The 26302-nt window shown below is 32.9% G+C and carries 23 protein-coding genes and 2 pseudogenes; 24 read left to right on the top strand and 1 reads right to left on the bottom strand.

Annotated features, from left to right (window positions below; translation table 11 throughout):
• Positions 1-370 precede the first annotated feature (370 nt).
• The 13 genes and pseudogenes from rnjB (at position 371) to rny (ending at position 15499) form a co-directional block, all read left to right on the top strand.
• Entirely contained in the window at positions 371-2044 is a 1674-nt protein-coding gene (gene rnjB, locus ACSUE0_RS05320; RefSeq protein WP_119614741.1) for a ribonuclease J2, read from the top strand.
• 306 nt (positions 2045-2350) lie between these two features.
• Positions 2351-3236: pseudogene (locus ACSUE0_RS05315) on the top strand (cell division protein FtsK); the annotation flags it as partial.
• Positions 3237-3346: 110 nt separating this feature from the next.
• Positions 3347-4801 (top strand): annotated as a pseudogene (locus tag ACSUE0_RS05310) (DNA translocase FtsK); the annotation flags it as partial.
• Between the two features lie 2 nt (positions 4802-4803).
• Positions 4804-5517 (top strand): GntR family transcriptional regulator, encoded by a 714-nt coding sequence (locus ACSUE0_RS05305; protein WP_119614739.1) that lies wholly within the window; start codon positions 4804-4806, stop codon positions 5515-5517.
• A gap of 10 nt (positions 5518-5527) precedes the next feature.
• Positions 5528-6817: an EF-P 5-aminopentanol modification-associated protein YfmF gene (yfmF, locus tag ACSUE0_RS05300; RefSeq protein ID WP_436956400.1), complete on the top strand. Its 1290-nt coding sequence runs from the start codon at positions 5528-5530 to the stop codon at positions 6815-6817.
• A complete protein-coding gene (gene yfmH, locus ACSUE0_RS05295) occupies positions 6817-8109 on the top strand; it encodes an EF-P 5-aminopentanol modification-associated protein YfmH (RefSeq protein ID WP_017724316.1) in 1293 nt (430 codons plus the stop codon). Before yfmF ends, yfmH begins: the two co-directional genes overlap by 1 nt.
• A gap of 2 nt (positions 8110-8111) precedes the next feature.
• Complete coding sequence (ymfI, locus tag ACSUE0_RS05290; RefSeq protein WP_119614736.1) at positions 8112-8816, top strand: elongation factor P 5-aminopentanone reductase; 705 nt, start codon at positions 8112-8114, stop codon at positions 8814-8816.
• Positions 8817-9001: 185 nt separating this feature from the next.
• The gene (locus ACSUE0_RS05285) at positions 9002-9832 is read left to right on the top strand and encodes a YmfK family protein (protein ID WP_017724318.1); all 831 of its coding nucleotides are present in this window, start codon (positions 9002-9004) and stop codon (positions 9830-9832) included.
• Between the two features lie 31 nt (positions 9833-9863).
• Positions 9864-10256 carry a helix-turn-helix domain-containing protein gene (locus ACSUE0_RS05280; RefSeq protein WP_017724319.1) on the top strand — a complete coding sequence of 131 codons (393 nt, stop codon included), beginning with the start codon at positions 9864-9866 and terminating at the stop codon, positions 10254-10256.
• A 51-nt stretch (positions 10257-10307) separates the two neighbouring features.
• Positions 10308-10883 carry a CDP-diacylglycerol--glycerol-3-phosphate 3-phosphatidyltransferase gene (gene pgsA / locus ACSUE0_RS05275; RefSeq protein ID WP_119614734.1) on the top strand — a complete coding sequence of 192 codons (576 nt, stop codon included), beginning with the start codon at positions 10308-10310 and terminating at the stop codon, positions 10881-10883.
• Between the two features lie 206 nt (positions 10884-11089).
• The gene (locus ACSUE0_RS05270) at positions 11090-12232 is read left to right on the top strand and encodes a CinA family nicotinamide mononucleotide deamidase-related protein (protein ID WP_436956397.1); all 1143 of its coding nucleotides are present in this window, start codon (positions 11090-11092) and stop codon (positions 12230-12232) included.
• A 173-nt stretch (positions 12233-12405) separates the two neighbouring features.
• Positions 12406-13455, top strand: a complete 1050-nt coding sequence (gene recA / locus ACSUE0_RS05265) for a recombinase RecA (protein WP_017724322.1) — start codon at positions 12406-12408, stop codon at positions 13453-13455.
• A gap of 484 nt (positions 13456-13939) precedes the next feature.
• Positions 13940-15499, top strand: coding sequence for a ribonuclease Y (gene rny / locus ACSUE0_RS05260; protein ID WP_017724323.1), 1560 nt, complete (start codon positions 13940-13942; stop codon positions 15497-15499).
• Between the two features lie 218 nt (positions 15500-15717).
• Here the strand turns inward: rny and ACSUE0_RS05255 are convergent, their stop codons facing one another.
• Positions 15718-15933 (bottom strand): hypothetical protein, encoded by a 216-nt coding sequence (locus ACSUE0_RS05255; RefSeq protein WP_119614283.1) that lies wholly within the window; start codon positions 15931-15933, stop codon positions 15718-15720.
• 166 nt (positions 15934-16099) lie between these two features.
• Here ACSUE0_RS05255 and ACSUE0_RS05250 point away from each other — a divergent pair, with 166 nt between their 5' ends.
• The 11 genes from ACSUE0_RS05250 to thiW all read left to right on the top strand — a co-directional run bounded on the left by ACSUE0_RS05250 (position 16100) and on the right by thiW (position 26156).
• Positions 16100-16888 (top strand): TIGR00282 family metallophosphoesterase, encoded by a 789-nt coding sequence (locus ACSUE0_RS05250; protein ID WP_017724325.1) that lies wholly within the window; start codon positions 16100-16102, stop codon positions 16886-16888.
• A 115-nt stretch (positions 16889-17003) separates the two neighbouring features.
• Positions 17004-18764: a 2-oxoacid:acceptor oxidoreductase subunit alpha gene (locus tag ACSUE0_RS05245; RefSeq protein ID WP_436956394.1), complete on the top strand. Its 1761-nt coding sequence runs from the start codon at positions 17004-17006 to the stop codon at positions 18762-18764.
• Positions 18765-19631, top strand: coding sequence for a 2-oxoacid:ferredoxin oxidoreductase subunit beta (locus tag ACSUE0_RS05240; RefSeq protein ID WP_017724327.1), 867 nt, complete (start codon positions 18765-18767; stop codon positions 19629-19631).
• 420 nt (positions 19632-20051) lie between these two features.
• Positions 20052-20684, top strand: a complete 633-nt coding sequence (locus tag ACSUE0_RS05235; protein WP_436956392.1) for a poly-gamma-glutamate hydrolase family protein — start codon at positions 20052-20054, stop codon at positions 20682-20684.
• Positions 20685-20801: 117 nt separating this feature from the next.
• A complete protein-coding gene (locus ACSUE0_RS05230) occupies positions 20802-21425 on the top strand; it encodes a poly-gamma-glutamate hydrolase family protein (RefSeq protein ID WP_436956390.1) in 624 nt (207 codons plus the stop codon).
• A 72-nt stretch (positions 21426-21497) separates the two neighbouring features.
• A complete protein-coding gene (locus tag ACSUE0_RS05225; protein WP_017724330.1) occupies positions 21498-21887 on the top strand; it encodes an RrF2 family transcriptional regulator in 390 nt (129 codons plus the stop codon).
• Positions 21888-21952: 65 nt separating this feature from the next.
• A complete protein-coding gene (locus tag ACSUE0_RS05220) occupies positions 21953-22849 on the top strand; it encodes an NAD(P)/FAD-dependent oxidoreductase (protein ID WP_119614287.1) in 897 nt (298 codons plus the stop codon).
• A gap of 108 nt (positions 22850-22957) precedes the next feature.
• Entirely contained in the window at positions 22958-23254 is a 297-nt protein-coding gene (locus ACSUE0_RS05215; protein ID WP_119614288.1) for a thiamine-binding protein, read from the top strand.
• A gap of 471 nt (positions 23255-23725) precedes the next feature.
• The gene (gene miaB, locus ACSUE0_RS05210; RefSeq protein WP_119614289.1) at positions 23726-25267 is read left to right on the top strand and encodes a tRNA (N6-isopentenyl adenosine(37)-C2)-methylthiotransferase MiaB; all 1542 of its coding nucleotides are present in this window, start codon (positions 23726-23728) and stop codon (positions 25265-25267) included.
• Positions 25267-25626 (top strand): RicAFT regulatory complex protein RicA family protein, encoded by a 360-nt coding sequence (locus ACSUE0_RS05205; protein WP_017724334.1) that lies wholly within the window; start codon positions 25267-25269, stop codon positions 25624-25626. Before miaB ends, ACSUE0_RS05205 begins: the two co-directional genes overlap by 1 nt.
• 41 nt (positions 25627-25667) lie before the next feature.
• Positions 25668-26156: an energy coupling factor transporter S component ThiW gene (gene thiW, locus ACSUE0_RS05200; protein ID WP_017724335.1), complete on the top strand. Its 489-nt coding sequence runs from the start codon at positions 25668-25670 to the stop codon at positions 26154-26156.
• The last annotated feature ends 146 nt before the right edge of the window (positions 26157-26302 follow it).

Here is a 26302-nt window from a genome sequence, read left to right as displayed (position 1 = left end):
TTGATTTGTGCTTTTATAGTAGAATGCCGTTAATTCTATTGTAAAAGCATGCTTAAAATCAGTATACACTAGTTTCTTTTTTATTATATAAAGGTCGATGATTACATTTTTAATGTCAAGTTATACATAAAAATACAATATTATGAAATTGTTGCCATGCAACATATGATTAATAATAAATATTTTTTGTTATTATAAAATTTTAACTTAATTTTCGGTATAAACAATTTAAGTTAATGGAATTATGATTACATTTATAAGTTTTTAAGCTGTATCAGTTATTACTTTAATAGTGTACATAATGCCTATTTTAACTTATAATAAATTATGAGTTTATATATGGACGGGAATTTAAATAGGAGGTAACATTTTGAGTTTAATAAAGAAAAATAATAAAAATATTCGCATCATTCCACTCGGCGGAGTTGGAGAAATAGCGAAAAATATGTATATCGTCGAAGTAGATGACGAAATGTTCATGCTTGACGCTGGCTTAATGTTCCCAGAAGATGAGATGTTAGGTGTAGATATTGTTATACCAGACATTCAATATGTTATTGAGAACAAAGATAAATTAAAAGGGATCTTCTTAACACATGGTCATGAACATGCAATTGGTGCTGTTACGTATGTTTTAGAACAAGTTGATGCGCCAGTTTATGGTTCAAAGCTTACAATTGCTTTAATTAAGGAGAATATGAAAGCTCGCAATATTAATAAAAAAGTAAGATATTATACAGTTAATAATGAATCTATTATGCGTTTCAAAGGTGTTAATGTAACGTTCTTTGATACGACACACAGTATTCCAGATAGTTTAGGTGTGTGCATTCATACTTCATACGGGGCAATTGTATATACAGGTGAATTTAAATTTGACCAAAGTTTACAAGGACATTATGCACCAGACTTAAAGAAAATGACTGAAATTGGTGAAGCGGGTGTGTTTGCATTAATCAGTGATTCTACTGAAGCAGAAAAACCTGGATACAATACACCAGAAAATGTAATTGAATCACACATGTATGATGCCTTTACAAAAGTGAAAGGTCGATTGATTGTTTCCTGCTACGCATCTAATTTTATTCGCATTCAACAAGTTTTAAATCTTGCACAAAGATTAAATAGAAAAGTATCATTTTTAGGTCGTTCATTGGAGAGCTCTTTCAATACTGCTAGAAAAATGGGGTACTTTGATATATCAAAAGACTTATTAATTCCAATTAATGAAGTTGAGAATTATCCTAAAAATGAAGTTATTATTATTGCTACTGGTATGCAAGGTGAGCCTGTAGAAGCTTTAAGCCAAATGGCTCAGAAAAAACACAAAATAATGAATATTGAACCAGGAGATTCTGTATTTTTAGCTATCACCGCTTCTGCTAATATGGAAGTGATTGTCGGAAATACGCTTAATGAATTAGTACGTGCTGGTGCAGAGATTATTCCAAATAGTAAAAAGATTCACACTTCAAGTCATGGTTGTATGGAAGAATTGAAAATGATGATTAATATTATGAAACCTCAGTACTTTATTCCAGTTAACGGCGAATTTAAAATGCAAATTGCACACGCTAAATTAGCAAATGAAGCAGGCGTGCAACCTGAAAAAATCTTTCTTGTTGAAAAAGGCGACGTAGTTAATTACGATGGAAAAGAAATGATTTTAAATGAAAAAGTTCACTCTGGTAATGTACTAATTGATGGTATCGGGGTCGGTGATGTTGGCAATATCGTACTAAGAGATCGTCACCTGCTAGCGGAAGATGGTATCTTTATCGCAGTTGTAACACTCGATCCTAAAAACAGACGAATTGCAGCAGGTCCAGAAATTCAATCAAGAGGTTTCGTATATGTCAGAGAAAGTGAAGCCTTATTAAATGAAGCTGAAGAAAAAGTCCGTGAAATCGTTGAACTAGGCTTACAAGAGAAACGCATCGAATGGTCTGAAATCAAACAAAACATGCGCGATCAAATTAGCAAACTTTTATTTGAAAATACAAAACGTCGTCCAATGATTATTCCAGTAATTTCTGAAATTTAATAATTCCTGTACTAAACAAAGAGGTTAAGACAAGCGCTTAGGTAAATATTTTGAAAGGTAAAATGTGATTGAATGTTTTTGAAGTGAATGACATTCATGCGACCTTTGAAATGACTATAGGCGTTAAATGTCTTACCTCTTTTATGTTATTATAGAAAGAAGGATTAAATATTAATCATACATAAATTTACATATATTTAACTGATGAATTTATTATTATTGCCAAATATGAAATAATCTATTTTATACAGTAGTGTGTGAATATATATACTGATTTTGAGCACAGTCGAAGAAAAGGTGGTAAATTTGGCACAAACAAAAAAGAGACAAACAACAAAAAGAAAACCTACTAATACAAGAAAGAAAACTACTAACAACAAGAAAAAGCAAGGAGATAGTCCGTTAAGATATATTGTGGCAATAGCTATATTTGTAATAGTGACGTTAGGTGCCTTTCAACTTGGTATTATTGGAACTATGATAGATAGTTTCTTTAATTATTTATTTGGTACAAGTAGATTCTTAACATATATCCTTATTTTAATAGGCACAGTTTTTATTACATATTATAAAGCTCTACCTAAAACTAGACGTACTGTTGGCGCATTTGTATTACAAGTAGCTTTACTATTAGTTACTCATATTATCTTTTACTTTACACATAAAGCTCAGGCCCAACGTGAACCAGTTTTATCTTTCGTATATAAATCTTATGAGCATTCTAATTTTCCAGTATTTGGGGGCGGCTTAATAGGTCATTACCTGTTAGCGCTGTTTATACCGCTTATATCTATTGTAGGTATTATTATAGTGACGATATTACTAATCGCTTCAAGTGTAATTTTATTACTTAAACAAAAACATCGTGAAGTATCAAAGTTACTATTTGAAAAGCTGAAAGTTAAAAGTAAGGATGCTTCGGAAAATTATCAAGAGCGACGTAAACAGAATAAAGTAAAAAAAGAAGCCAAAGCGCGTGTTAAAGCTGAGAAAAAAGCAGAACAACAAGCAAGAACTGAAGCGCAAAAATCAGATGACAATGTTACAGATGTTAGCGATTTAAAAGAAATTCCTAATTCAAAATCTGACCAACAACTATCTATCCCTATCTACGGACATAGTGATAGTGAAGATGACCATAAGCAAACCTCAGAAAAACCTATAGGTAAACGTAATAAACGCATGTTTGATCAAGAAGGACAGCTAAATCAAACAGCAACACAACAAACCACTAATTTAAATCAAGCATCACTCGATCAACAAATAGATGATATCGAGTCCGAACAAAGTGAACAAGGTGAAGCGATTAATTCAATTTCTGAAGCAGGAGAAGTGGAAAATGAAGCATATACTCTACCTCCACTCACTTTGCTAAAGCAACCAACTAAACAAAAAGCTACTTCTAAAGCAGAAGTTCAGAAAAAAGGACAACTATTGGAAACGACGCTTAAGAACTTTGGTGTTGATGCGAGAGTTACGCAAATAAAAATAGGACCGGCAGTGACACAATATGAAATTCAACCAGCACAAGGGGTTAAAGTTAGTAAAATTGTTAATTTGCATAATGATATTGCACTCGCACTTGCTGCTAAAGATATTCGCATAGAAGCGCCAATACCTGGTCGCTCTGCTGTTGGTATTGAGGTTCCTAATGATAAGATTTCTCTTGTTTCATTAAAAGAAGTTTTAGATGAAAAATTCCCTGCTAAAAATAAATTAGAAGTAGGCTTAGGCAGAGATATATCAGGCGATCCTATTACAGTAGAGTTAAACAAAATGCCACATATGCTTGTTGCAGGTTCAACAGGAAGTGGTAAGTCTGTTTGTATCAACGGAATAATTACAAGTATTTTACTTAATGCTAAACCACATGAGGTAAAACTTATGTTAATTGACCCAAAAATGGTAGAATTGAACATATACAATGGTATTCCTCACTTACTGATACCAGTTGTGACTAATCCTCACAAAGCATCACAGGCACTAGAAAAAGTAGTTGCTGAAATGGAACGTCGTTATGATTTATTCCAACACTCTTCAACTAGGAATATAGAAGGTTATAATGAGGCAATTAGACGTCAAAATGCTGAATTAGAAGAAAAACAATCAGAATTACCGTATATTGTTGTTATTGTTGATGAATTGGCAGACTTAATGATGGTTGCTGGTAAAGAGGTAGAAAATGCTATTCAACGTATTACGCAGATGGCACGTGCAGCCGGTATTCATTTAATTATTGCAACGCAAAGACCTTCTGTAGATGTAATTACTGGTTTGATTAAAAATAATATACCATCTAGAATAGCTTTTGCAGTAAGTTCGCAAATCGACTCTCGTACGATTATTGATAGCGCTGGTGCCGATAAATTATTAGGTAAAGGTGACATGCTATATGTTGCTAACGGTGGATCTACTAGAACACGTGTACAAGGTGCATTTTTAAGTGATCAAGAAGTACAGGATGTTGTTAATTATGTCGTAGAACAGCAAAAAGCCAATTATGTAAAAGAAATGGAACCAGATGCACCAGTTGATAAATCAGAAATGAAAAGTGAAGATGCACTTTATGATGAAGCATATTTATTTGTGTTAGAACAGCAAAAAGCGAGTACTTCTTTATTACAAAGACAATTCAGAATTGGTTATAACCGAGCTTCAAGATTAATGGACGATTTAGAACGTAATCAAGTTATTGGACCACAAAAAGGTAGTAAACCGAGACAAATTTTAGTGGATATTGATAGTGATGAGGTGTAAATATGGAACTAACTTCAGTTTATAAAGTAAAAGAATGGATGATTCAACAAATTAAGGAAGGCAAATTACAACATGGAGAGCCACTTCCGAGTAATTTAGCCATAGCAAGAACCTTAAACGTAAAAACAGATGATGTTTATGATGCAGTAGACGAACTAATTACTGAACAAGTATTATCTAATAACTTAGAAGAAGGTGCACGTGTTAAATCACTGCACCCATTCTATTACCCATTAGGAGAAGTTGTGAGTATTAGTAGAATGATTAAAGATCAAGGTTACACACCAGGGACAGAATATATTAGTTTTGATGAAAAACCTGCGACCTCTTTAGATTCTAAAAGATTAAATACTACAGACAAGGCGCCTGTAACAATTATAGAACGTTTAAGAACTGCAGATAGAAAACCAGTCGTTTATTGTTTAGATAAAGTGCCTGCAAATTATCTAACTTGTGCACAATACCAAAGTAGTGATGAGTCACTTTTAGGTGCAATTGAAGCTTATACAAATAAAAAGGTTTCATATGCAGATACTGAAATGGAAGCGATTAGTTATGAGCCACATATCTCAGATCTCTTAGGAGCTTCACCACATGAAGGACTCATGTTGTTAAAATTAGTGCATTACGATACAGATGATCAACCAATATTATATTCATTTAATTATTTTAAAAGTAGTTTAGTTACGTTTAAAACGGTTAAAAATAGATTATAATAATAAATTTATGAAAGTGAGGTATAACAATTTGAAAATAGAAAACCCACAGAAAGATTCACACGTTAAAGTATTGCCGACAACAAAATTTAAAACCACAACGATTACGCTTAAATTTATGGCACCGTTAGACAGCCAAACAATGACTGCGCGATCTATTTTAAGTAAGGTTTTAGTACGTGCTACAAAGCAATGGCCGTCAGATAAGGATTTTAATCGACACTTATCTCATTTATATGGTGCGTATGTTAATAGTTTTGTTTCCAAATTTAAAGATAAGCATGTTATTACCATATCTTTAGAATTAGTAAATGAACGTTATTTAAAAGATCAAACACCGCTTTTTGAAAAAGGCTTAGAATTGCTTAAAGAAATGATATACAATCCTTTAATATCAGACAATAAATTTGATGAAACATTTGTCGCTCAAGAAAAATCGTTATTATCAAAAAAATTAAACGCTATGATCGACAACAAATCACAAATTTCATTTTTGAACTTATTGAAATATATGTTTGGGGAACAACCATATCGACATTTAGCAACTGGGCAAGTTGAATACATAGCTGACATTACATCAGAAAATCTATATCATACATATCAATCTATGTTGAAAAATGACTACTGTGCAGTATATGTGGTAGGCAACGTAGATGAACAACAGGTGAAATCCCAAATCCAAACATATTTTAATATTAATCCATTCTCTTTTGAATTATCACAGTCTACTCCAATAGGACAAGACCATAATACACCTCAAGTTATTGTAGAAACAGACGATGTCGATCAAGCTAAGTTAAATATGGGTTTTAAATTACCAGCAAAATACGGAGATCCAGAGTATTTTGCAATGATTGTTTTTAATGTTATGTTTGGCGGCGATCCATCTTCTGTATTGTTTAATGAAGTACGAGAAAAGCAAAGTTTAGCATATTCCATCCATTCCCAAATAGACGCAAAAAATGGTTTTTTATTTGTATTAAGTGGTGTTTCAACCGATAAATATGAAATTGCTAAAAAGACGATTGTATCTGAATTTGAGAAATTCCAACAAGGGGATTTTGAAGAAGAGAAGATAGCTCTTGCTAAAAAAGTAATACTATCTCAAAGACAAGAATCTCATGATAGAGCTAAAAGTATCATAGAAATTATGAATAACAACATATTATTAGATGAACCGATGTCGGAAGAAAGTTATATTTCGGGGATTCAAAACGTTAATAAATCAGATATCCAACAACTAGCACAGGCAACTACATTAGATACAATTTATATTTTGACAAAAGGGGGCGATGACTAATGAACGAAACCTACTATGATCAAATAGACGAACGAGTATTTGAAGCTGAATTAAAAAATGGTCTTAAATTATTCATAATTCCTAAAAAAGGATTTCAGAAAACCTTTGTGACTTATACTACGAAATTTGGGTCGTTAGATAACAAATTTAAACCACATGGTAGTGATGATTTTGTTACGGTTCCTGATGGAGTGGCACACTTTTTAGAACATAAGTTATTTGAAAATGGTGACGACGAAGAAGATTTGTTTACAGCATTTGCTGAAGACAATGCACAGGTCAATGCTTTTACAAGTTTTGATAGAACAAGCTATTTATTTAGCGCAACTGATAATATAGAGCGTAACATCAAACGGCTGTTAACTATGGTAGAAACACCTTATTTCACTAAAGAAACAGTAGATAAAGAAAAAGGTATAATTGCTGAAGAAATTAAGATGTACCAAGAACAACCAGCTTATAAGTTAATGTTTAATACTTTAAGAGCTATGTATGATACACACCCAATACGTGTTGATATTGCTGGCAGTGTTGAAAGTATTTATGAAATAACTAAAGACGATTTATATCTATGTTATGAAACATTTTATCATCCTTCGAATATGGTATTGTTTGTTGTTGGTGATGTGGACGTGAATCATATCTATAAAGTTATTGAAGAACATGAGAATCAACGTGATAAAGAAGCACAGCCGCAAATCGTAAGAGACCCATTAATTGAACAAGCTTCAGTAAAAGAACTAAAAATTTCAGAAACGATGAAATTGCAATCACCAAGATTAATGTTAGGTTTTAAAAATGAACCATTATACGACGAGCCTAATGAAGCTTTTGTTAAACGTGATTTAGAAATGACTTTGTTTTATGAATTGATATTTGGTGAAGAAACCGATTTTTATCAGTCACTTCTCAACGATGAATTAATAGACGAAACTTTTGGATATCAATTTTTATTAGAACCTACATACAGTTTTTCAGTTATAACAAGTGCAACGCAATATCCAGATAAATTAAAAACTTTATTATTAAATGAAATTAAAAACAATTTAGGGAAACTTGATGATTTAGAGGCCTTTAGTCTGTTGAAGAAACAGTTTATTGGAGAATTTATTTCAGGTTTGAACTCACCGGAATACATTGCGAACCAATATACAAAATTATATTTTGAAGGCGTAAGTTTGTTCGACTTATTAGATATTGTTGAAAGTATAACTTTAGAAAGTGTGAATGATACAGCACGAACATGCTTGAATTTAACACAAGTAGTAGATAGTCGCTTGGAGATGAAATAATAGTGAAGGCATTAGTTATTGGTGGTTCCGGAACGATAGGAAAAGCGATTGTTAACAGGCTATTGTCAGATGGTTTTGAAGTAATTGTACATTATAATAATACGAATATTGAAACACTTCAAAGCGATTATATTGCAAAACCAGTTGAATTTTTACAATGTGATTTAAATCAAGACATAGATTTAGAATCATATTTTTCTTGTATAACAAAATTGGATTGTTTAGTATACGCAAGTGGGGCAGCTTTATATGGTCAATTACAAGATGTGACTGATAAAGAAATAGACGATTGTTATCAAGTCCATGTTCGCCAACTAATTAGAATTTGTAGATTTTTCACTGATAAATTGCGACAAAGCAGTCATGGTCGTATCGTAGTCATATCATCTATTTGGGGAGAAACTGGTGCAAGCATGGAGAGTATTTACTCTGCAATGAAAGGTGCTCAAATTGCGTTTGTAAAAGCTTTAAGCCAAGAGTTAGCTATGACAACAGTAACTGTAAATGCGATTGCTCCTGGATTTGTTAGCGGAAATATGGCTCAAGTATGGTCTGAAGAAGAATTACAGGCAATTACTGAAGAATTACCACAACAAAGGCTTATTGATCCTGTTGAGATTGCACATACTTGCAGTTATTTGTGTCATCCGATGGCAAGAAGCATCACCGGAACGATTCAGAAAGTAAATGGTGGATGGTACGTATAGATTTTTAAATTATGTACAAAAAATAAACCAACTATGAAACATTCAATGATATAATATCATTACAATAAAATGGTTATATGCATATTTAAGTTGAAAATATGCCAAGGTTAAGTTGTTTTAAATGAGTTACATGCTCATGTATAAATTATTTGTACATGGTTTCTAAATAAAGGGGTGCTTATTTCATGACAGTTGCTACTAAAAAAGAATGGTATTTAGAGTATGAGATAACAATGAACCGAGCCGGACTTCTAGGTGATATATCAAGTTTGTTGGGCATGATGGGGATTAGTATAGTAACAATCAATGGTATTGATGAAGGTCGTAGAGGTCTATTAATTAAATCTGATAGTCTAGAAAAAGTAAGTCGTTTCGAAAATATTGTAACCGAAATAGATGATATTTCTATTACTAAGTTAAGAAAGCCAGAGTTAAGAGATCGCTTGGCAGTGAGACATGGAAGATACATAGAGCAAGATGCTGACGATAAAAAGACATTTCGTTTTGAAAGAGAAGATTTAGGTTTACTAGTTGATTTTATGGCGGAATTATTTAAAGAAAAAGGTCATAAATTAATTGGTATTCGTGGAATGCCCAGAGTTGGTAAAACTGAATCAATTGTAGCAGGTAGTGTCTGTGCACATAAACGTTGGTTGTTTATTAGTTCTACACTTATTAAGCAAACTGTGCGTAGTTCATTAATTAAAGGTGAATATGATTCAGACCATGTCTATATCATTGATGGTGCTGTTACAGCAAGAGAATCTAGTCAGAAACACCAAGAATTAGTGAAAGAAGTTATGAGTCTTCCTGCTATTAAAGTAGTTGAACACCCTGACTTATTTGTTGAAGCAAGCGACTACAAGATGAGTGATTTTGATTATATTATCGAATTAAGAGAAAATAAAAATCAAGAAATTCATTATGAAGAAATGAAAAAACAAACAGTTAAGAGTAAAAACAATTTGGATTTTGGTAACGATCCATTTGGTGGCGGATTTGGTTTCTTTGAGTAATAAAGATTGTTGATTGAGGAGGGCTGATATTGTGAGCTTAGTTGGTCAGACATTAAAAGGACGACGAGAACGTTTAGGTATGACATTAAATGAATTAGAATCGCGTACACAAATTAAACGGCAAACGTTAGTGATGATTGAAAATAATGATTTCGAATCATTAAAAAAAGCTGAGTATGCGGAAGGTTTTATTAGAAAGTATGCTAAAGCAGTGAATATTGATTCAGTACAGTTGATTAATGCACACAGAGAAGAAATTCCCAATAATGATGAAGCGATACATCAAACAATTGCAGCCTTCGCTAATGATGACAAACCAACATACCGCAGCAAAAATAAAGAACCTTTACAAGTTGGTGTTGTGATTAGTTTAGCGATTATTATTACAGCATTGTTGTGGGTATTTTCAGTATTGATATTTTAAAGTGGCAAATGAACATAAACTATAAGTTATAAATAGAAAAGAGGACTTTGTATGAATATACCGAATTGGATAACTGTGTTTAGAGTTATACTAATTCCAATATTTCTTGTTTTTGCATTAGTAGATTTTGGATTTGGTAACCTTTCATTTATCGGTGGATATGAAATTAAAATTGAATTATTAATAAGTGGTGTAATCTTTATTGTTGCATCGTTAAGTGATTTCTTAGATGGTTATTTAGCAAGAAAGTGGGGACTTGTTACTAATATGGGGAAATTTTTAGACCCACTTGCAGACAAGTTATTAGTTTCAAGTGCATTAATTGCTTTAGTTCAACTAGGGCTAACAAATTCAGTAGTTGCTATTATTATTATAGCACGTGAATTTGCTGTTACAGGTTTACGTTTATTGCAAATCGAACAAGGCTTTGTAAGCGCTGCTGGTCAATTAGGTAAGATTAAAACTGCAGTCACAATGGTAGCAATCATTTGGATACTATTTGGTGATCCATTAGTTACATGGGTTGGTTTCCCAATAGGACAAGTATTATTGTATATTGGTGTATTCTTTACAATTTTATCAGGCATAGAATATTTCTATAAAGGTAAAGATGTTTTTAAAGTATAATTAAAAATTATTAATAAACTGGAAGATGTGCTTATAGTAAAGACATCTTCCAGTTTTTTGATGTTTTAATGATATGAAGTCAGATTTTTCGTTTTTTCGTGGTTTTCCTTTTATAATTAAGGGAAGTAAAAATGTATTGTATAAACAGAGGACATTTAAATCATATGATGGATAATTGTAACTTTGTTTTTTGAGGAGGAGTATTTGTGAATATATCAATCATCGCAGTAGGGTCGGAATTGCTTCTTGGACAAATTGTTAATACTAATGGCCAATATTTATCAAAGCTATTAAATGGTGTCGGTCATAGTGTTGTAGAGCATTCTGTAATTGGGGATAATCCACAGCGTTTAGAAAGAGTTGTCAAGCAAGCCCTTAATCAATATGATACCGTGATTTTAACGGGTGGCTTAGGTCCAACAAAAGATGATTTAACCAAGCATACTGTAGCTAAAATATTAGGACGTGAATTAGTCATTGATGAACATGCACTAAATTATATTGAATCATATTTTAGAGAGCAGGACATCGACATGACTCCAAATAATAGACAGCAAGCACTTGTGATTGAAGGTGCACATATTTTAGAAAATAAAGTCGGCATGGCACCAGGTATGCTTGTTGATCACGGAGATAAAAAAATTGCTTTGTTACCAGGCCCACCTAAAGAAATGCAACCAATGGCGAAACATGAGTTATTACCTTATCTACTTAATGGGGAGCAAACTATATTTTCAGAACTACTACGTTTTGCCGGAATTGGTGAGTCAAAAGTAGAAACTGAATTAATGGATTTGATAGATCAACAAACTAATCCAACTATTGCACCGCTCGCTGGAACACATGAAGTAAATATAAGATTAACTGCAAATGGGGCATCGCAGCAAGCATGTAAGGATTTAATCGCACCTGTGAAAAGCGCAATACTAAATCGCATTGGTAAATATTATTATGGTTCTGACGACATACTGCTAGAACAAGCTGTTATGTCATTAGTTAATGAATCCTTTGCTTTATATGATGGTGTGACTGACGGTGAATTATATTCTAGAATGAAAAATTTTGATGATAGTGAAACATTGAGAGGTATGTTACCTCATCACTCACAATTTATAAATGAACATGATACAATTGAATCTCAACTTTCCATAACAGCGCAAATTATAAGAGATTTTTATAATGCAAAAGTTGGTTTTTCGATATTGAGTCAAAGTGATGTTGTATATTTAGGTGTTTTAAAAGGCGAAAACTTAACGATACAATCATTTAAAATGACTCGCAAAAGAAATCTAATGAAAAGTAGAACGCAAAATTATGTGTTAATTAGGTTGCTAAATTTATTTAAATAGCTAGTAACGCCTTGCTAAAAATTAAAAACATAGTACGTGTGTTCTGTTTTTGGGTGGCTACCGCTTTTCTTTAGCGAACAAATATTCGCAAAATACTTGCGGAATAATCTAAATCAAGGTATAGTATGGTTAAGATATTTTTCAGAGAGAATTCTCATATAGGAGGTCCAACATTGGATAACGATCGTCAAAAGGCTTTAGATACAGTAATTAAAAATATGGAGAAATCATTTGGTAAAGGCGCGGTAATGAAATTGGGCGATAACGAAGCACGCAAAGTTTCAAGTGTTTCAAGTGGTTCTGTAACATTAGATAATGCTTTAGGAGTAGGTGGTTACCCTAAAGGTAGAATTGTAGAAATTTATGGTCCAGAAAGTTCTGGTAAAACGACTGTGGCACTTCATGCCATTGCGGAAGTTCAGAGAAATGGTGGCGTGGCAGCTTTTATTGACGCTGAACATGCATTAGACCCAGTTTACGCAGAAGCATTGGGTGTTGATATTCAAAACTTATATTTATCACAACCTGACCATGGGGAACAAGGATTAGAAATTGCAGAAGCATTTGTAAGAAGTGGTGCTGTAGACATAGTTGTTGTTGACTCTGTTGCAGCATTAACACCTAAAGCAGAAATTGAAGGTGAAATGGGAGATACACACGTTGGTTTACAAGCACGTTTGATGTCACAAGCCCTAAGAAAACTTTCAGGTGCGATATCTAAATCAAATACGACTGCAGTATTTATTAACCAAATCCGTGAGAAAGTCGGCGTTATGTTCGGTAACCCTGAAGTTACTCCAGGTGGTCGTGCACTGAAATTCTATAGCTCTGTTCGTTTAGAAGTACGCCGTGCGGAACAATTAAAACAAGGACAAGATATTGTCGGTAATAGAACTAAAATTAAAGTTGTTAAAAATAAAGTCGCACCACCATTTAGAGTTGCTGAAGTTGATATTATGTATGGTAAAGGCATCTCTAAAGAGGGGGAATTAATCGATTTAGGTGTTGAAAATGAAATCGTTGATAAGTCAGGTGCTTGGTATTCTTATAATGGCGACAGAATGGGGCAAGGTAAAGAAAATGTAAAATCTTACCTTAAAGAAAACCCTGCTGTCAAAGCAGAAATAGATAGAAAGCTAAGAGAAAAATTAGGTATATTTGATGGAGATGTTGAAGAATCGGAAGCTGAAAATACAGCGACACTTTTGGATGAAGAAGAATAGGTTAAATAGTTACAATAATATATTTTGAATCATTAAGTTATTGTATTTATTTAGTAGTAAAACAAACTGAACCCTCAACAAGGCGTTTAGTTTGTTTTTTTGTTTAATATAGATAAAAATTTGAAATTTTATTATTCTTTGGTTGTAGTTTCTATAGGATTTTATAGTGATATATCTTAAATGTAATATGATTAGGGATGAAATATATTATATTTTGACCTTATATACGATGTTCATATAAGAATATAAAAATATTATGTTAAACGATTTCGTTTCAAAAATAAGATGAATTAAGGTCTAGCCAACATTAAAGTAAATTTAGTGTAAAAGAGATGCCTCAAATATTGAATTATTGTGTAGTCAAACCTTGACACTTCTTAGTTTAAAACCGTACAATTACATTGTATGATTCTTATATAACTTCATATAATCATATTGAATTTTGATATACAGAGCAAAATCCTAGATAAAAGGGGGTGTTTGTGTGAATTTGTTAAGCCTCCTACTCATTTTGCTAGGTATTATTCTCGGAGTTGTTGTAGGGTACGTTGTTGCCCGAAATATATTGCATCAAAAGCAATTACAAGCAAGACAGACTGCCGATGATATTATCGAACAAGGTAATAAAGAAGCAGAGAATATCAAGAAGGAAAAGCTTCTAGAAGCTAAAGAAGAAAACCAAGTCATAAGAGAAAAAGCTGAAAATGAGCTTCGTGAAAGGCGTGCAGATCTTCAAAAGCAAGAAGCAAGACTTCTACAAAAAGAAGAAAACTTAGAGCGAAAATCTGACCTGTTAGATAAAAAGGATGAGATTTTAGAGCAAAAAGAGTCTAAACTTGAAGAACGACAACAACAAGTAGATGCAAAAGAGAGTAGTGTTCAAACATTAATAAATAAGCATGAACAAGAATTAGAACGCATCTCTGGTCTCTCTCAAGAAGAAGCTGCACAAGAGCAACTTCAAAGAGTTGAAGAGGAATTGTCACAAGATATTGCTATACTTGTTAAGGAAAAAGAGAAAGAAGCAAAAGAAGCAGTCGATAAAAATGCAAAAGAGTTATTAGCAACTACTGTTCAAAGATTAGCTGCAGAACATACATCTGAATCAACAGTATCAGTTGTTAATTTACCAAATGACGAAATGAAAGGTCGAATCATTGGTAGAGAAGGTAGAAACATTAGAACTTTAGAAACGTTAACTGGTATTGATTTAATTATAGATGATACACCAGAAGCGGTAATTCTCTCTGGTTTTGACCCAATTAGACGTGAAATTGCAAGAACTGCATTAGTTAATCTTGTTTCAGATGGTCGTATCCATCCTGGACGTATAGAAGATATGGTAGATAAAGCTCGAAAAGAAGTAGACGATATTATTAGAGATGCTGGGGAACAAGCTACATTTGAAATAAATGTGCATAATATGCATCCAGATTTAGTGAAAATCTTAGGTCGTTTACAGTATCGTACTAGCTATGGACAAAATGTATTGAAACATTCTATTGAAGTTGCACACCTTAGTGGTATGTTAGCAGCTGAACTAGGAGAAGACGTTACATTGGCTAAACGTGCTGGACTACTTCATGACGTTGGTAAAGCAATTGATCACGAGGTTGAGGGAAGCCATGTTGAAATTGGTGTTGAATTAGCTAAAAAATATGCTGAGAATGAAACCGTTATTAATGCAATTCATTCTCACCATGGTGATGTCGAACCGACTTCTATTATTTCTATATTAGTGGCAGCTGCCGATGCATTATCAGCAGCAAGACCAGGTGCTCGTAAAGAGACTTTAGAAAACTATATTAGAAGACTGGAAAGACTAGAAACACTTTCAGAAAGCTATGATGGTGTTGAGAAAGCATTTGCAATCCAAGCGGGTAGAGAAATTCGAGTTATCGTATCACCAGATACTATCGACGACTTAAAATCACATCGCTTAGCAAGAGACATTAAGAGCCAAATTGAAGATGAACTTCAATATCCTGGTCATATAAAAGTGACAGTTGTTCGTGAGACTAGAGCAATTGAATATGCAAAATAAGATTTAAAATATTTAACAATGAATTTTTAAACAAACTAAACGAAATTATCGTTTAGTTTGTTTTTTATATTTAAATTAGCATATAGATTTGATGCTTACATAATTCTTAACAAATGAAAACACCTCATATGCTAAAAGCACATATGAGGTGAAAAAAATCATTTATATTCATTTCCAAATTAACTTTAAATATTTTGTGCTAAAAGACTAATCTAAAACTAAGTTAATTCTAAATCCGCATTTTTAACTTCTTGAATAATTTCAGCTGTATCATAACAGTTTGTTGAAATATTAGCGTATCTTTCAGCTAAACGATAAGCGTGGATATATAGTTCTAAACTTTCTTTTGTTATATCCTCTGGATCTTCGCTTTTGGATGGGTTTGCTGTAACAACTAAGTCAGCAAAATGTTGTGGGTCAATATTAATTGCCATGTATTACTTCCAACTCCTATATTTTGAATTATTTAATTCCTACTATAATTTATACCACCAATTTTATGATTAAAACTTAGTTAAATTAATGAAATTTTTATAATGATACTTTTCATCGTAAATAAATTGCATTAAACTAACATTAAGAGAGAGGATGAACATGTAAATGAGATTATTATTTATCGGAGATATAGTAGGTAAAGTAGGTCGTGAGGCTATTACAACGTATTTACCTAAGTTGAAACAAACGTATCGTCCTACAGTTACTATTGTAAACGCTGAAAATGCTGCACATGGTAAAGGATTAACTGAAAAAATATATAAAGATCTATTGCGAGAAGGCGTAGATTTTATGACGATGGGTAATCATACTTTTGGCCAACGTCAAATTTATGATTTTATTGAATCGGCAAATCGTATGGTGAGACCAGCGAACTTCCCAGAAGAAGCGCCAGGGGTAGGTATGAGATTTATTCAGATCAATGAGATTAAATTAGCGATTATCAATTTACAAGGTCGTGCATTTATGCAAGATATAGATGATCCTTTTAAAAAAGCTGATGCACTTATCAAAGAGGCTCAAAAAGAAACAGACTATATTTTTGTAGATTTTCATGCTGAGACTACTTCAGAAAAAAATGCAATGGGCTGGTTCTTAGATGGTAAAGTGAGTGCGGTTGTAGGCACACATACACATATCCAAACCTCAGATGAACGTATCTTACCTGGTGGTACAGGTTATATCACAGATGTAGGGATGACGGGTTTTTATGATGGTATACTAGGAATTAATAGAGATGAAGTAATTACTCGATTTATAACAAGTTTACCTCAAAGACACGTAGTACCAGACGAAGGCAGAAGTGTATTATCAGGCGTTATTATTGATATCAATAAAGAAGGGAAAACAACACACATTGAACGAGTGTTAATTAATGATGATCATCCCTTTTAAAAAGTATCGTCCATTAGTATGAATTTGAAAAATACCACTCTTAACATAGTAATAGAGTGGTATTTTTTGATATGATGAATAATGAATTATTATAACCACTAGGAGGCAAGATGATATGAAATCACAAGTATCATGGAAAGTGGGCGGACAACAAGGCGAAGGTATTGAATCTACTGGAGAAATCTTCGCGACTGCTATGAATCGTAAGGGATACTACTTATACGGATATCGTCATTTTTCAAGTAGGATTAAAGGCGGCCACACAAATAATAAAATAAGAGTTTCTACTACGCCAGTACATGCAATTAGCGATGACTTAGATATCTTAATTGCATTTGACCAAGAAACAATAGAGCTAAACCATCAAGAAATGCGCGAAGATAGTGTGATTATTGCGGATAGTAAAGCAAAACCTGAAAAACCAGAAGATTGTCGTGCACAATTAATAGATTTACCTTTTACTGCGACTGCAAAGGAATTAGGCACTGCTTTAATGAAAAATATGGTTGCAGTAGGTGCGACTTGTGCGATCATGGATTTTGATATTTCAGATTTTGAAACGCTGATTACGAATATGTTTACTAAAAAAGGTGACAAAGTTGTAGAAATGAACATAGAAGCATTGAATGAAGGTTATCGTTTAATGCATGAACAGTTAACTACTGTGGATGGTGATTTTGTTTTAGAGGAAACAAAGGGCACACCTCACTTATATATGATTGGAAATGATGCAATAGGACTAGGTGCTTTATCAGCTGGATCTAGATTTATGGCAGCTTATCCAATCACCCCTGCTTCTGAAATCATGGAATATATGATTGAAAACCTACCAAAGGTTGGCGGTACAGTTGTTCAAACTGAAGATGAAATTGCAGCGGCAAATATGGCTATTGGTTCAAATTATGCAGGTGTTCGCTCGTTCACAGCGAGTGCAGGACCTGGTCTCTCATTAATGATGGAAGCAATTGGCTTGTCAGGTATGACAGAAACACCATTTGTAGTTATTAATACGCAACGTGGTGGACCATCTACAGGTTTACCTACAAAACAAGAACAATCTGATTTAATGCAGATGATATATGGCACACACGGCGATATCCCTAAAATTGTAATAGCGCCGACTGATGCTGAAGACGCCTTTTATTTAACTATGGAAGCTTTTAATTTAGCAGAAATGTACCAATGTCCTGTAATTATATTAAGTGACTTACAATTATCATTAGGTAAACAGACTGTTGAAAAGTTAGATTATAGTAAAATTGAAATTAACCGCGGTGAAATTATCCAATCAGATATAGAACGTGAAGAAGATGATAAATCATACTTTAGACGCTATGCCCTTACAGACAGTGGTGTATCACCAAGACCTATACCAGGTGTTAAAGGTGGTATACACCATGTAACCGGTGTTGAACATAATGAAGAAGGAAAAACAAGCGAAGCTGCAGACAATAGACAACAGCAAATGGATAAACGTATGCGTAAAACAGAGCATTTACTTATCCAAGATCCTGTTGAGCTAGATGCAGAAAATGAAGTTGCAGATATTTTATATTTAGGCTTTATTTCAACAAAAGGTGCAATTCAAGAAGGGAAAGCCAGATTAGAAGAAGAAGGGCTAAAAGTAAACCATCTTCAAATTAGACAATTACATCCTTTTCCTAGTGAATTGATACAAAAAGAAGTAGATAAAGCTTCTAAAGTTGTTGTTGTGGAACATAATTATCAAGGACAACTTGCTAGCATTTTAAAAATGAATGTAAATTTAGGTGACAAATTAATTAATCAGACCAAATATGATGGTACACCATTTTTACCAAGAGAAATTGAAGCTAAAGGACTAGAAATCGCTAAAGAAATAAAGGAGTTGGTATAAATGGCAACATTTAAAGACTTTAGAAATAATGTAAAACCCAATTGGTGCCCTGGTTGTGGTGATTTTTCAGTGCAAGCAGCGATTCAAAAAGCAGCGGCAAATGTAGGGTTAGAACCTGAAGAAGTAGCTATTATTACTGGGATTGGCTGTTCAGGACGTTTGTCAGGATATGTAAATTCTTATGGTGTACATGGTATACATGGACGCTCATTGCCACTTGCTCAAGGAGTGAAAATGGCTAATAAAGATTTAACAGTAATTGCTTCAGGTGGTGACGGCGATGGTTATGCGATAGGTATGGGGCATACAATCCATGCTTTACGTAGAAACATGAATATGACTTACATTGTAATGGATAATCAAATTTATGGCTTGACCAAAGGACAGACATCACCATCTTCAGCACAAGGTTTTGTAACCAAATCCACACCAAAAGGAAATATCGAACAAAATGTTGCGCCATTAGAACTAGCACTTTCATCAGGAGCAACATTTGTAGCACAAGGATTTTCAAGCGATATCAAAGGACTTACGAAAATGATTGAGGACGCCATTAATCATGATGGATTTTCGTTTGTAAATGTATTTTCACCTTGTGTAACATATAATAAAGTCAATACTTACGACTGGTTTAAAGAAAATTTAACAAGTATTGAAGAAATCGAAGACTTCGACACAACTGACAAACAAAAAGCGACTCAAAAAGTTTTAGAATATAATTCACTGCTTAAAGGTATTGTTTATCAGGATTCAGAAACGCCATCTTATGAATCGCAAATTGAAGAAATGAATGGTACACCACTTGCTAAACAAGATCTTCATATTGATGAAGCGCAATTTGAAGCCTTAACAAAACAATTCGTATAAATATATAGTAAAACTTAACTTCGTTAAGTAACAGACTGTCAACAAAGTCTTCGGCTTTGTTGACAGTTTTTTTGTACACGCTTTCCGCTAGCACTGCCTTAGCCTGTAGTCTTAGTCTAGCGTTCTTCCCATAGGAAACGGCCCAAATCTATGCTGATAATGAACTAAAAAAATATAGTATATATAAATTGAACAGGTAGATGTTTAATATGTTGAATAAATTAATTGATAAAAGAAAACTTATATTTTTAAAATAACCATACAAATATAAATAGACAAACCTTAGATGAACTATCCTCTAAGGTTTGTCTACGTTCTAAAACTTAACATCGTTAAGTATTGTAACGGTTTTTTGTTTTGATTTAAACGTGAAATTGCTATAAAATTTCATAGTGTTATTAATTAACGGAGGCAATAGTTATGGTAGATAAATTTAAGTCGATGACTGAATTGGTTGCAGAGACTGCAGAACATAATGACTGGGAAATACAAACAGTAAGTAAGAAATCATCAACACTCATAACTGCAATTCATGGTGGGGCAATTGAGCGAGGAACGACAGAAATAGCACAGTTAATTAGTGAGCAAGGTAACCATAGTTTTTATACTTTTAAAGGTATAAGAAATAATAAAAATAATGAATTACATGTTACATCACGACATTTTGATGAACCAAAACTTACGCATATGGTGTCTAGTCATCATAGCATTATATCTTTACATGGATGTATGGGGAATGTTCCTGAAGTTTATATTGGTGGTAGAGACTTTGAACTAGCATCTGAAATAAAATTACAACTGGAAAAAGTAAACATCTTTGTTAAACCGGCGCCTTCACATATATCAGGTATGCATACGGATAATTTTGTCAACGCTGGTCAAAAAAACGCTGGTGTTCAACTAGAATTAACTGTGGCATTAAGAAAACAATACTTTAACAATAATAAGTATAATTTAAATGATAGAGAAAATAGACAGAATTGGTCACAACTTATGTATTTATTTTCGACAGCTATAAATAAAGCGATAAACAATGTAGAGGAAACTATATAAATATAATAGTATTGTGTTTGATAATTAAAAATATTAAGTTGCTCTTTACAAAATCTTAAGTTAATAGGAATGGGGTTTGGGAAATACAAATATAGAAACTTTGGAAGGAGTTTTTATATGACTGATAAGTATAATTCAATGTCAGAGTTGGAAGCGGAGACTATTGAAAATAGTGACTGGGAAATTGTATCTCGTTACTTAGATAGTCAAGTAATTATTACTGCGATACACGGCGGAGGTATCGAACCTGGTACAACTGAAATTGCTGATTTAACTGCGCAAAAAGGTAAGTATGATTATTTTTCTTTTAAAGGTACTAAATCAAAAGGGAATGAAGATTTACATGTAACTTCTCGAAATTATGATCAGTCTGAATTGATGAAAATGATAAAGAACAAAACATGTGCAGTAGCAATTCATGGTTGTGACGGTAATGAAAATATTATCTATATCGGTGGAAAAGATCAAAAACTTATTTATGAAATGACTAAGCAATTTAGGCAATTGAATATAAGCGTAGAGCAAGCGCCAGAACATATTTCAGGTGCTCATGATGATAATATTATTAATTGTTGTAAAACAGGCGCAGGCATACAATTAGAGTTAACTCCTGGATTAAGAAAAATGTGTTTTGACAACCAAAAATATAATAAAAAAAGTCGTGAAGATCAACATAATTGGAGTCAATTTATGGATGAATTTACGACTGCTATCGTGAAATCTATACAGAATATTCAATAATAGTGATTGCAAATTATCACTAATTGAGTTATTGTAGACTAACGATATCTACAATTAGGAAGTTGATAAAATATGAAATGTTCTAAAGCGACAGACTATGCATTACATGCACTTTTATATATGATTAAAAGTAATGGTGAATCAAGTAGAATTCCAGTACAAGATTTAGCAACAGCATTAAAAGTCTCAACAACATATTTATCGAAAATATTGACACGCCTTGTAAAGGTGGGCATTATTTCAGCTAGTAGTGGCGCGAAAGGTGGCTATCAATTAAAAACTGGTTGGGAAGACGTTTCGATATATGAAGTCATTATTACCATTGATGGCAAGCAAAGCTTATTAGAAGATAGTTTTAATCATGCTAAAGAATGTCCAATCAAACAAATTATGGACGAAGCAGAGCATAGTTTAATTACCAATTTAGAAGATAAGACATTAAAGGACTTGGCTAATAGCTAAGTTCTTATAATTCAACCTAATTATAGATATTAAGAGTCTTTAAAAGTTGTGAAGGAGTGAGGCAAATGTATTATGATGTAATTATTATTGGTGGAGGTCCAGCAGGATTAAATGCTGCACTAAATTTCGGTAGAGGTATGAAACAAACACTTGTAATCGATGAGGATAAACCACGTAATAGTGTTACTCAACTGTCACATAGTTTTTTAACGCAAGATGGTGTTACACCAACCGAATTCAAAAGAAAAGCTAAAGCAGACGTGATTAAATATAAAGATGTTACTTATTTGGAAGAACATGTAGAACAAATAGAGAAAATAGATAAGGAATTTATAATTAAGACACAAGCTCAGACATTTAATGCAAGACAAGTGTTATTAGCTACAGGGTTAAGGGAACAAGGTCCTAATATTACAAATTTTAATGACTTTTATGGCCAATCTATCTTTTATTGCCCTTGGTGTGATGGTTATGAAATGCGTAATAAAAAACTTGCAGTTATTTATTCAGGTGAAATGATGCTTCATATAGTCAAACTGTTAAGTAACTTTTCACAAGACTTAGTCGTGTTTACAAATGGAGAAAACGAGGTTCTTGAAGAAGACAAAGTATTGCTTGACAAAAAAGGTATTGATATCTATACCGAACCTATTGCACGATTGATTGGCAACAATGGACGTTTAAATGGCATTGAGTTAAACGATGAGCAAATTATTTCAGTAGAAGGTGCATTTGCTAAGATGTATTGGGATACACAATTTGATTTCTTAAATAAATTAAGTATGATACGAGACGAAGATGGTAAATTCGAAACTGATATATACGGAGAAACATCTGTTGAAGGGTTGTATGTAGCTGGTGAAGCTAAAGATAATTTTGCAGGTCAATTATTAGATTCAGCTGCTAATGGTGGCATGATTGCAAAAATGATGATGATGAAACAGATAGAAGAAGATTTTTGATTACTAGGCACTATAATACTTTAATATATTCATTCACTTTTAACTATGCCTTTAACTTATAATTTGATAAACTAACAATAAGTTAAATAATTAAGGGGTTGTAATAACATGAATGATACTTTGATGAGTATTCAGATTATTCCTAAAATAGCCAACGGAGAAGATGTTATTCCATACGTAGATGAAGCAATTAAAATCATTGATGATTCGGGATTAACTTACAGAGTTGGGCCATTAGAAACAACTGTTCAAGGTGAAATGAATGAGTGCCTAATCTTAATTCAAAAATTAAACGAGCGTATGGTTGAATTAGAAATACCTAGTACAATAAGTCAAGTTAAGTTTTATCATGTACCAGAAGGTATTACTATTGAGACGCTTACTGGAAAATACGACGAAGTTTAAAATTTAACACGTGAAATTACATTAAAAGACAAACTGTAAATACGGAGTTTGTTTATAACCTTTATTTATGTTTAGCGAGTGTAGATTAGACGAAATAACATGAATGGCCTAAATTTTAGATAAAATCATGTATTAAGTGAATTAGAACTTAATTATATAAGGGAGCAGGAAGTGGAGCTCAGACATAATCATTTTAGAAAGATATGATTTCAGTCAGAAACTCTTTCCCGCTCCCTCATTTGTATTTTAAAACGTTAAATTGTGAATTGATGATCTTAGTATTGAGAATATTGTGCAATAAACTGATTGTTTATTAGTCTTTTTGCACTTTGAAGTCAAATTTAATATAATGTAATAATGACTATGGATAAATTTATAGAACTTTGAACGTCAAGGTTGAAAAACAGAATCTTGAGGGATATTTTAAAATACTTGTTCTTAGTTTTTATGATATAGAAAGGGTTTTGTAGAGTGAATGAAGAACAAAGAAAAAGTACTTCTATAGATATTTTAGCTGAACGAGATAAAAAGGAAAAAGACTATAGCAAGTATTTTGAACACGTGTATCAACCGCCAAGTTTAAAAGAAGCTCGTAAACGCGGTAAAGAAGAAATTAATTATAACCGTGATTTTCAAATAGATGAGAAATATAGAAATATGGGACAGGGAAAAACATTTTTAATTAAAACATATGGTTGCCAGATGAATGCGCATGATACAGAGGTAATGGCTGGTATCCTAGAGGCATTAGGTTATACACCAACGGAAGATATTAATCAGGCAGATGTAATTTTAATTAATACATGTGCAATTCGCGAAAATGCAGAGAATAAAGTATTTAGTGAAATCGGTAACTTAAAACATTTGAAAAAAGAGAAACCAGAAACAGTAATTGGTGTCTGCGGATGTATGTCCCAAGAAGAATCTGTCGTAAATAAAATCTTAAAATCATACCAAAATGTAGATATGATTTTTGGCACACATAATATTCATCGTTTACCAGAAATACTTGAAGAAGCTTATTTATCAAAAGCGATGGTAGTTGAAGTTTGGTCAAAAGAAGGCGATGTCATTGAAAACCTTCCAAAAGTAAGAGAAGGCAATATCAAAGCGTGGGTAAATATTATGTATGGTTGTGATAAGTTTTGTACATACTGTATCGTTCCGTTCACAAGAGGTAAGGAACGTAGTAGACGACCAGAAGATATCATTGAAGAAGTAAGAGATTTAGCACGTCAAGGGTATCAAGAAATTACATTGTTAGGCCAAAATGTTAATGCTTACGGCAAAGATATAGACGGTTTAGCATACGGTTTAGGTGATTTGTTAGAGGATATCTCTCAAATTGATATTCCAAGAGTCAGGTTTACAACAAGTCATCCTTGGGACTTTACAGATAGAATGATTGAGGTTATTGCTAACGGCGGAAATATAGTTCCTCATGTTCATCTGCCAGTTCAATCGGGTAACAATGCCGTGCTTAAAATTATGGGACGTAAATACACACGTGAAAGTTACTTAGACTTAGTTAATCGCATCAAGTCAAGAATTCCTAATGTTGCTTTAACTACTGATATCATAGTTGGCTATCCAAACGAGACAGATGAACAATTCGAAGAAACATTAACACTTTATGATGAAGTTGAATTTGAACATGCATATACGTATATTTATTCTCAAAGAGATGGTACACCAGCAGCTAAAATGAAAGATAATGTACCTTTAGACGTGAAAAAAGATAGGTTACAACAATTGAATAAAAAGGTTGCATACTATTCTGAACGTGCTATGCAAGAATATGAAGGCGAAGTTGTACAAGTTTTATGTGAAGGATCTAGTAAAAAAGACGAAACAGTCTTAGCCGGTTACACTTCAAAAAACAAATTAGTAAACTTCAAAGCGCCTAAATCTATGATTGGCAAAATTGTAGATGTACAAGTAGATGAAGCGAAACAATTTTCTCTTAATGGTACATTCTTAAATGTAAGTAAACAAGCGATGGTGACACCATAATGTATGAAAAAGAAGAAATTTTAGCCGAAGCGGATCGTATTAGCGAACGCATTAAATCTTTAGATACGGTTAAGGAATATCATAATGTTGAATCGCAAATACATCAAAATAAAAATATAGAGCAGCGAATGAAAGAATTAAAAAAAAATCAAAAGCAATCGGTTAACTTACAAAATTACGGTAAGACGCAAGCATTAAAAGATTCTGAGGATAAAATTCAGCATATTGAAGAAGATATTAATATTTTACCTATTGTAGAAGAGTTTAGAGAATCACAGACTGAAGCTAATGATTTATTACAAATGATGATTAGTACCATGTCAGATCGTTTAAATCAACAACATGGAGATAAAGATTAACAGAGATTTTGGAGGAACTTGTTGGAAAGGAAATGAGCCATATGAAGACGAGAAAGTTAACGCTAACTGCAATTTTTATTGCTATAAACGTTGTGTTAAGTAGTATTATTGTAATCCCATTAGGTCCAGTTAAAGCAGCGCCAATTCAACATTTGATTAATGTGTTATGTGCTGTACTAGTAGGGCCATGGTTTGGGCTTGCTCAAGCTTTTATTTCATCTATCATACGTATGATTTTTGGTACAGGAAGTTTCTTTGCTTTCCCGGGAAGTATGGTAGGCGTGTTGCTTGCTAGTGGTTTCTATTTTTATCGTAAACATATCTTTATGGCGGCAGTAGGAGAAGTAATAGGTACAGGCATTATTGGTAGTATAATGTGCATACCGTTAGCATGGATTTTAGGCTTTTCAAACTTTGCTGTTAAACCTTTAATGACAGCCTTTATTGTATCGAGTGTTATTGGTGCCATCATTAGTTATATCATTTTAATGATATTGAAAAGAAAAGGTATATTAAAAAAATATTTATAATCAATCTTAATAAATCAAGTTAAGGCACTTTGTTACTAATATGAGTTTGGTTTAATAGATTTACTGCAGAAGTATATCTATTAAATCGATCATTTACAAAGTTGTCTTAATTTTTTTGTTTTTAATTAATCTTTAACTCATGAAAA

The organism is Staphylococcus sp. AS1337, from assembly GCF_051408735.1.
Taxonomy (GTDB): Bacteria; Bacillota; Bacilli; order Staphylococcales; family Staphylococcaceae; genus Staphylococcus; species Staphylococcus xylosus_B.
Note: the sequence above shows the minus strand (reverse complement) of the source record. Positions and strands in the feature narration are given on the sequence as shown.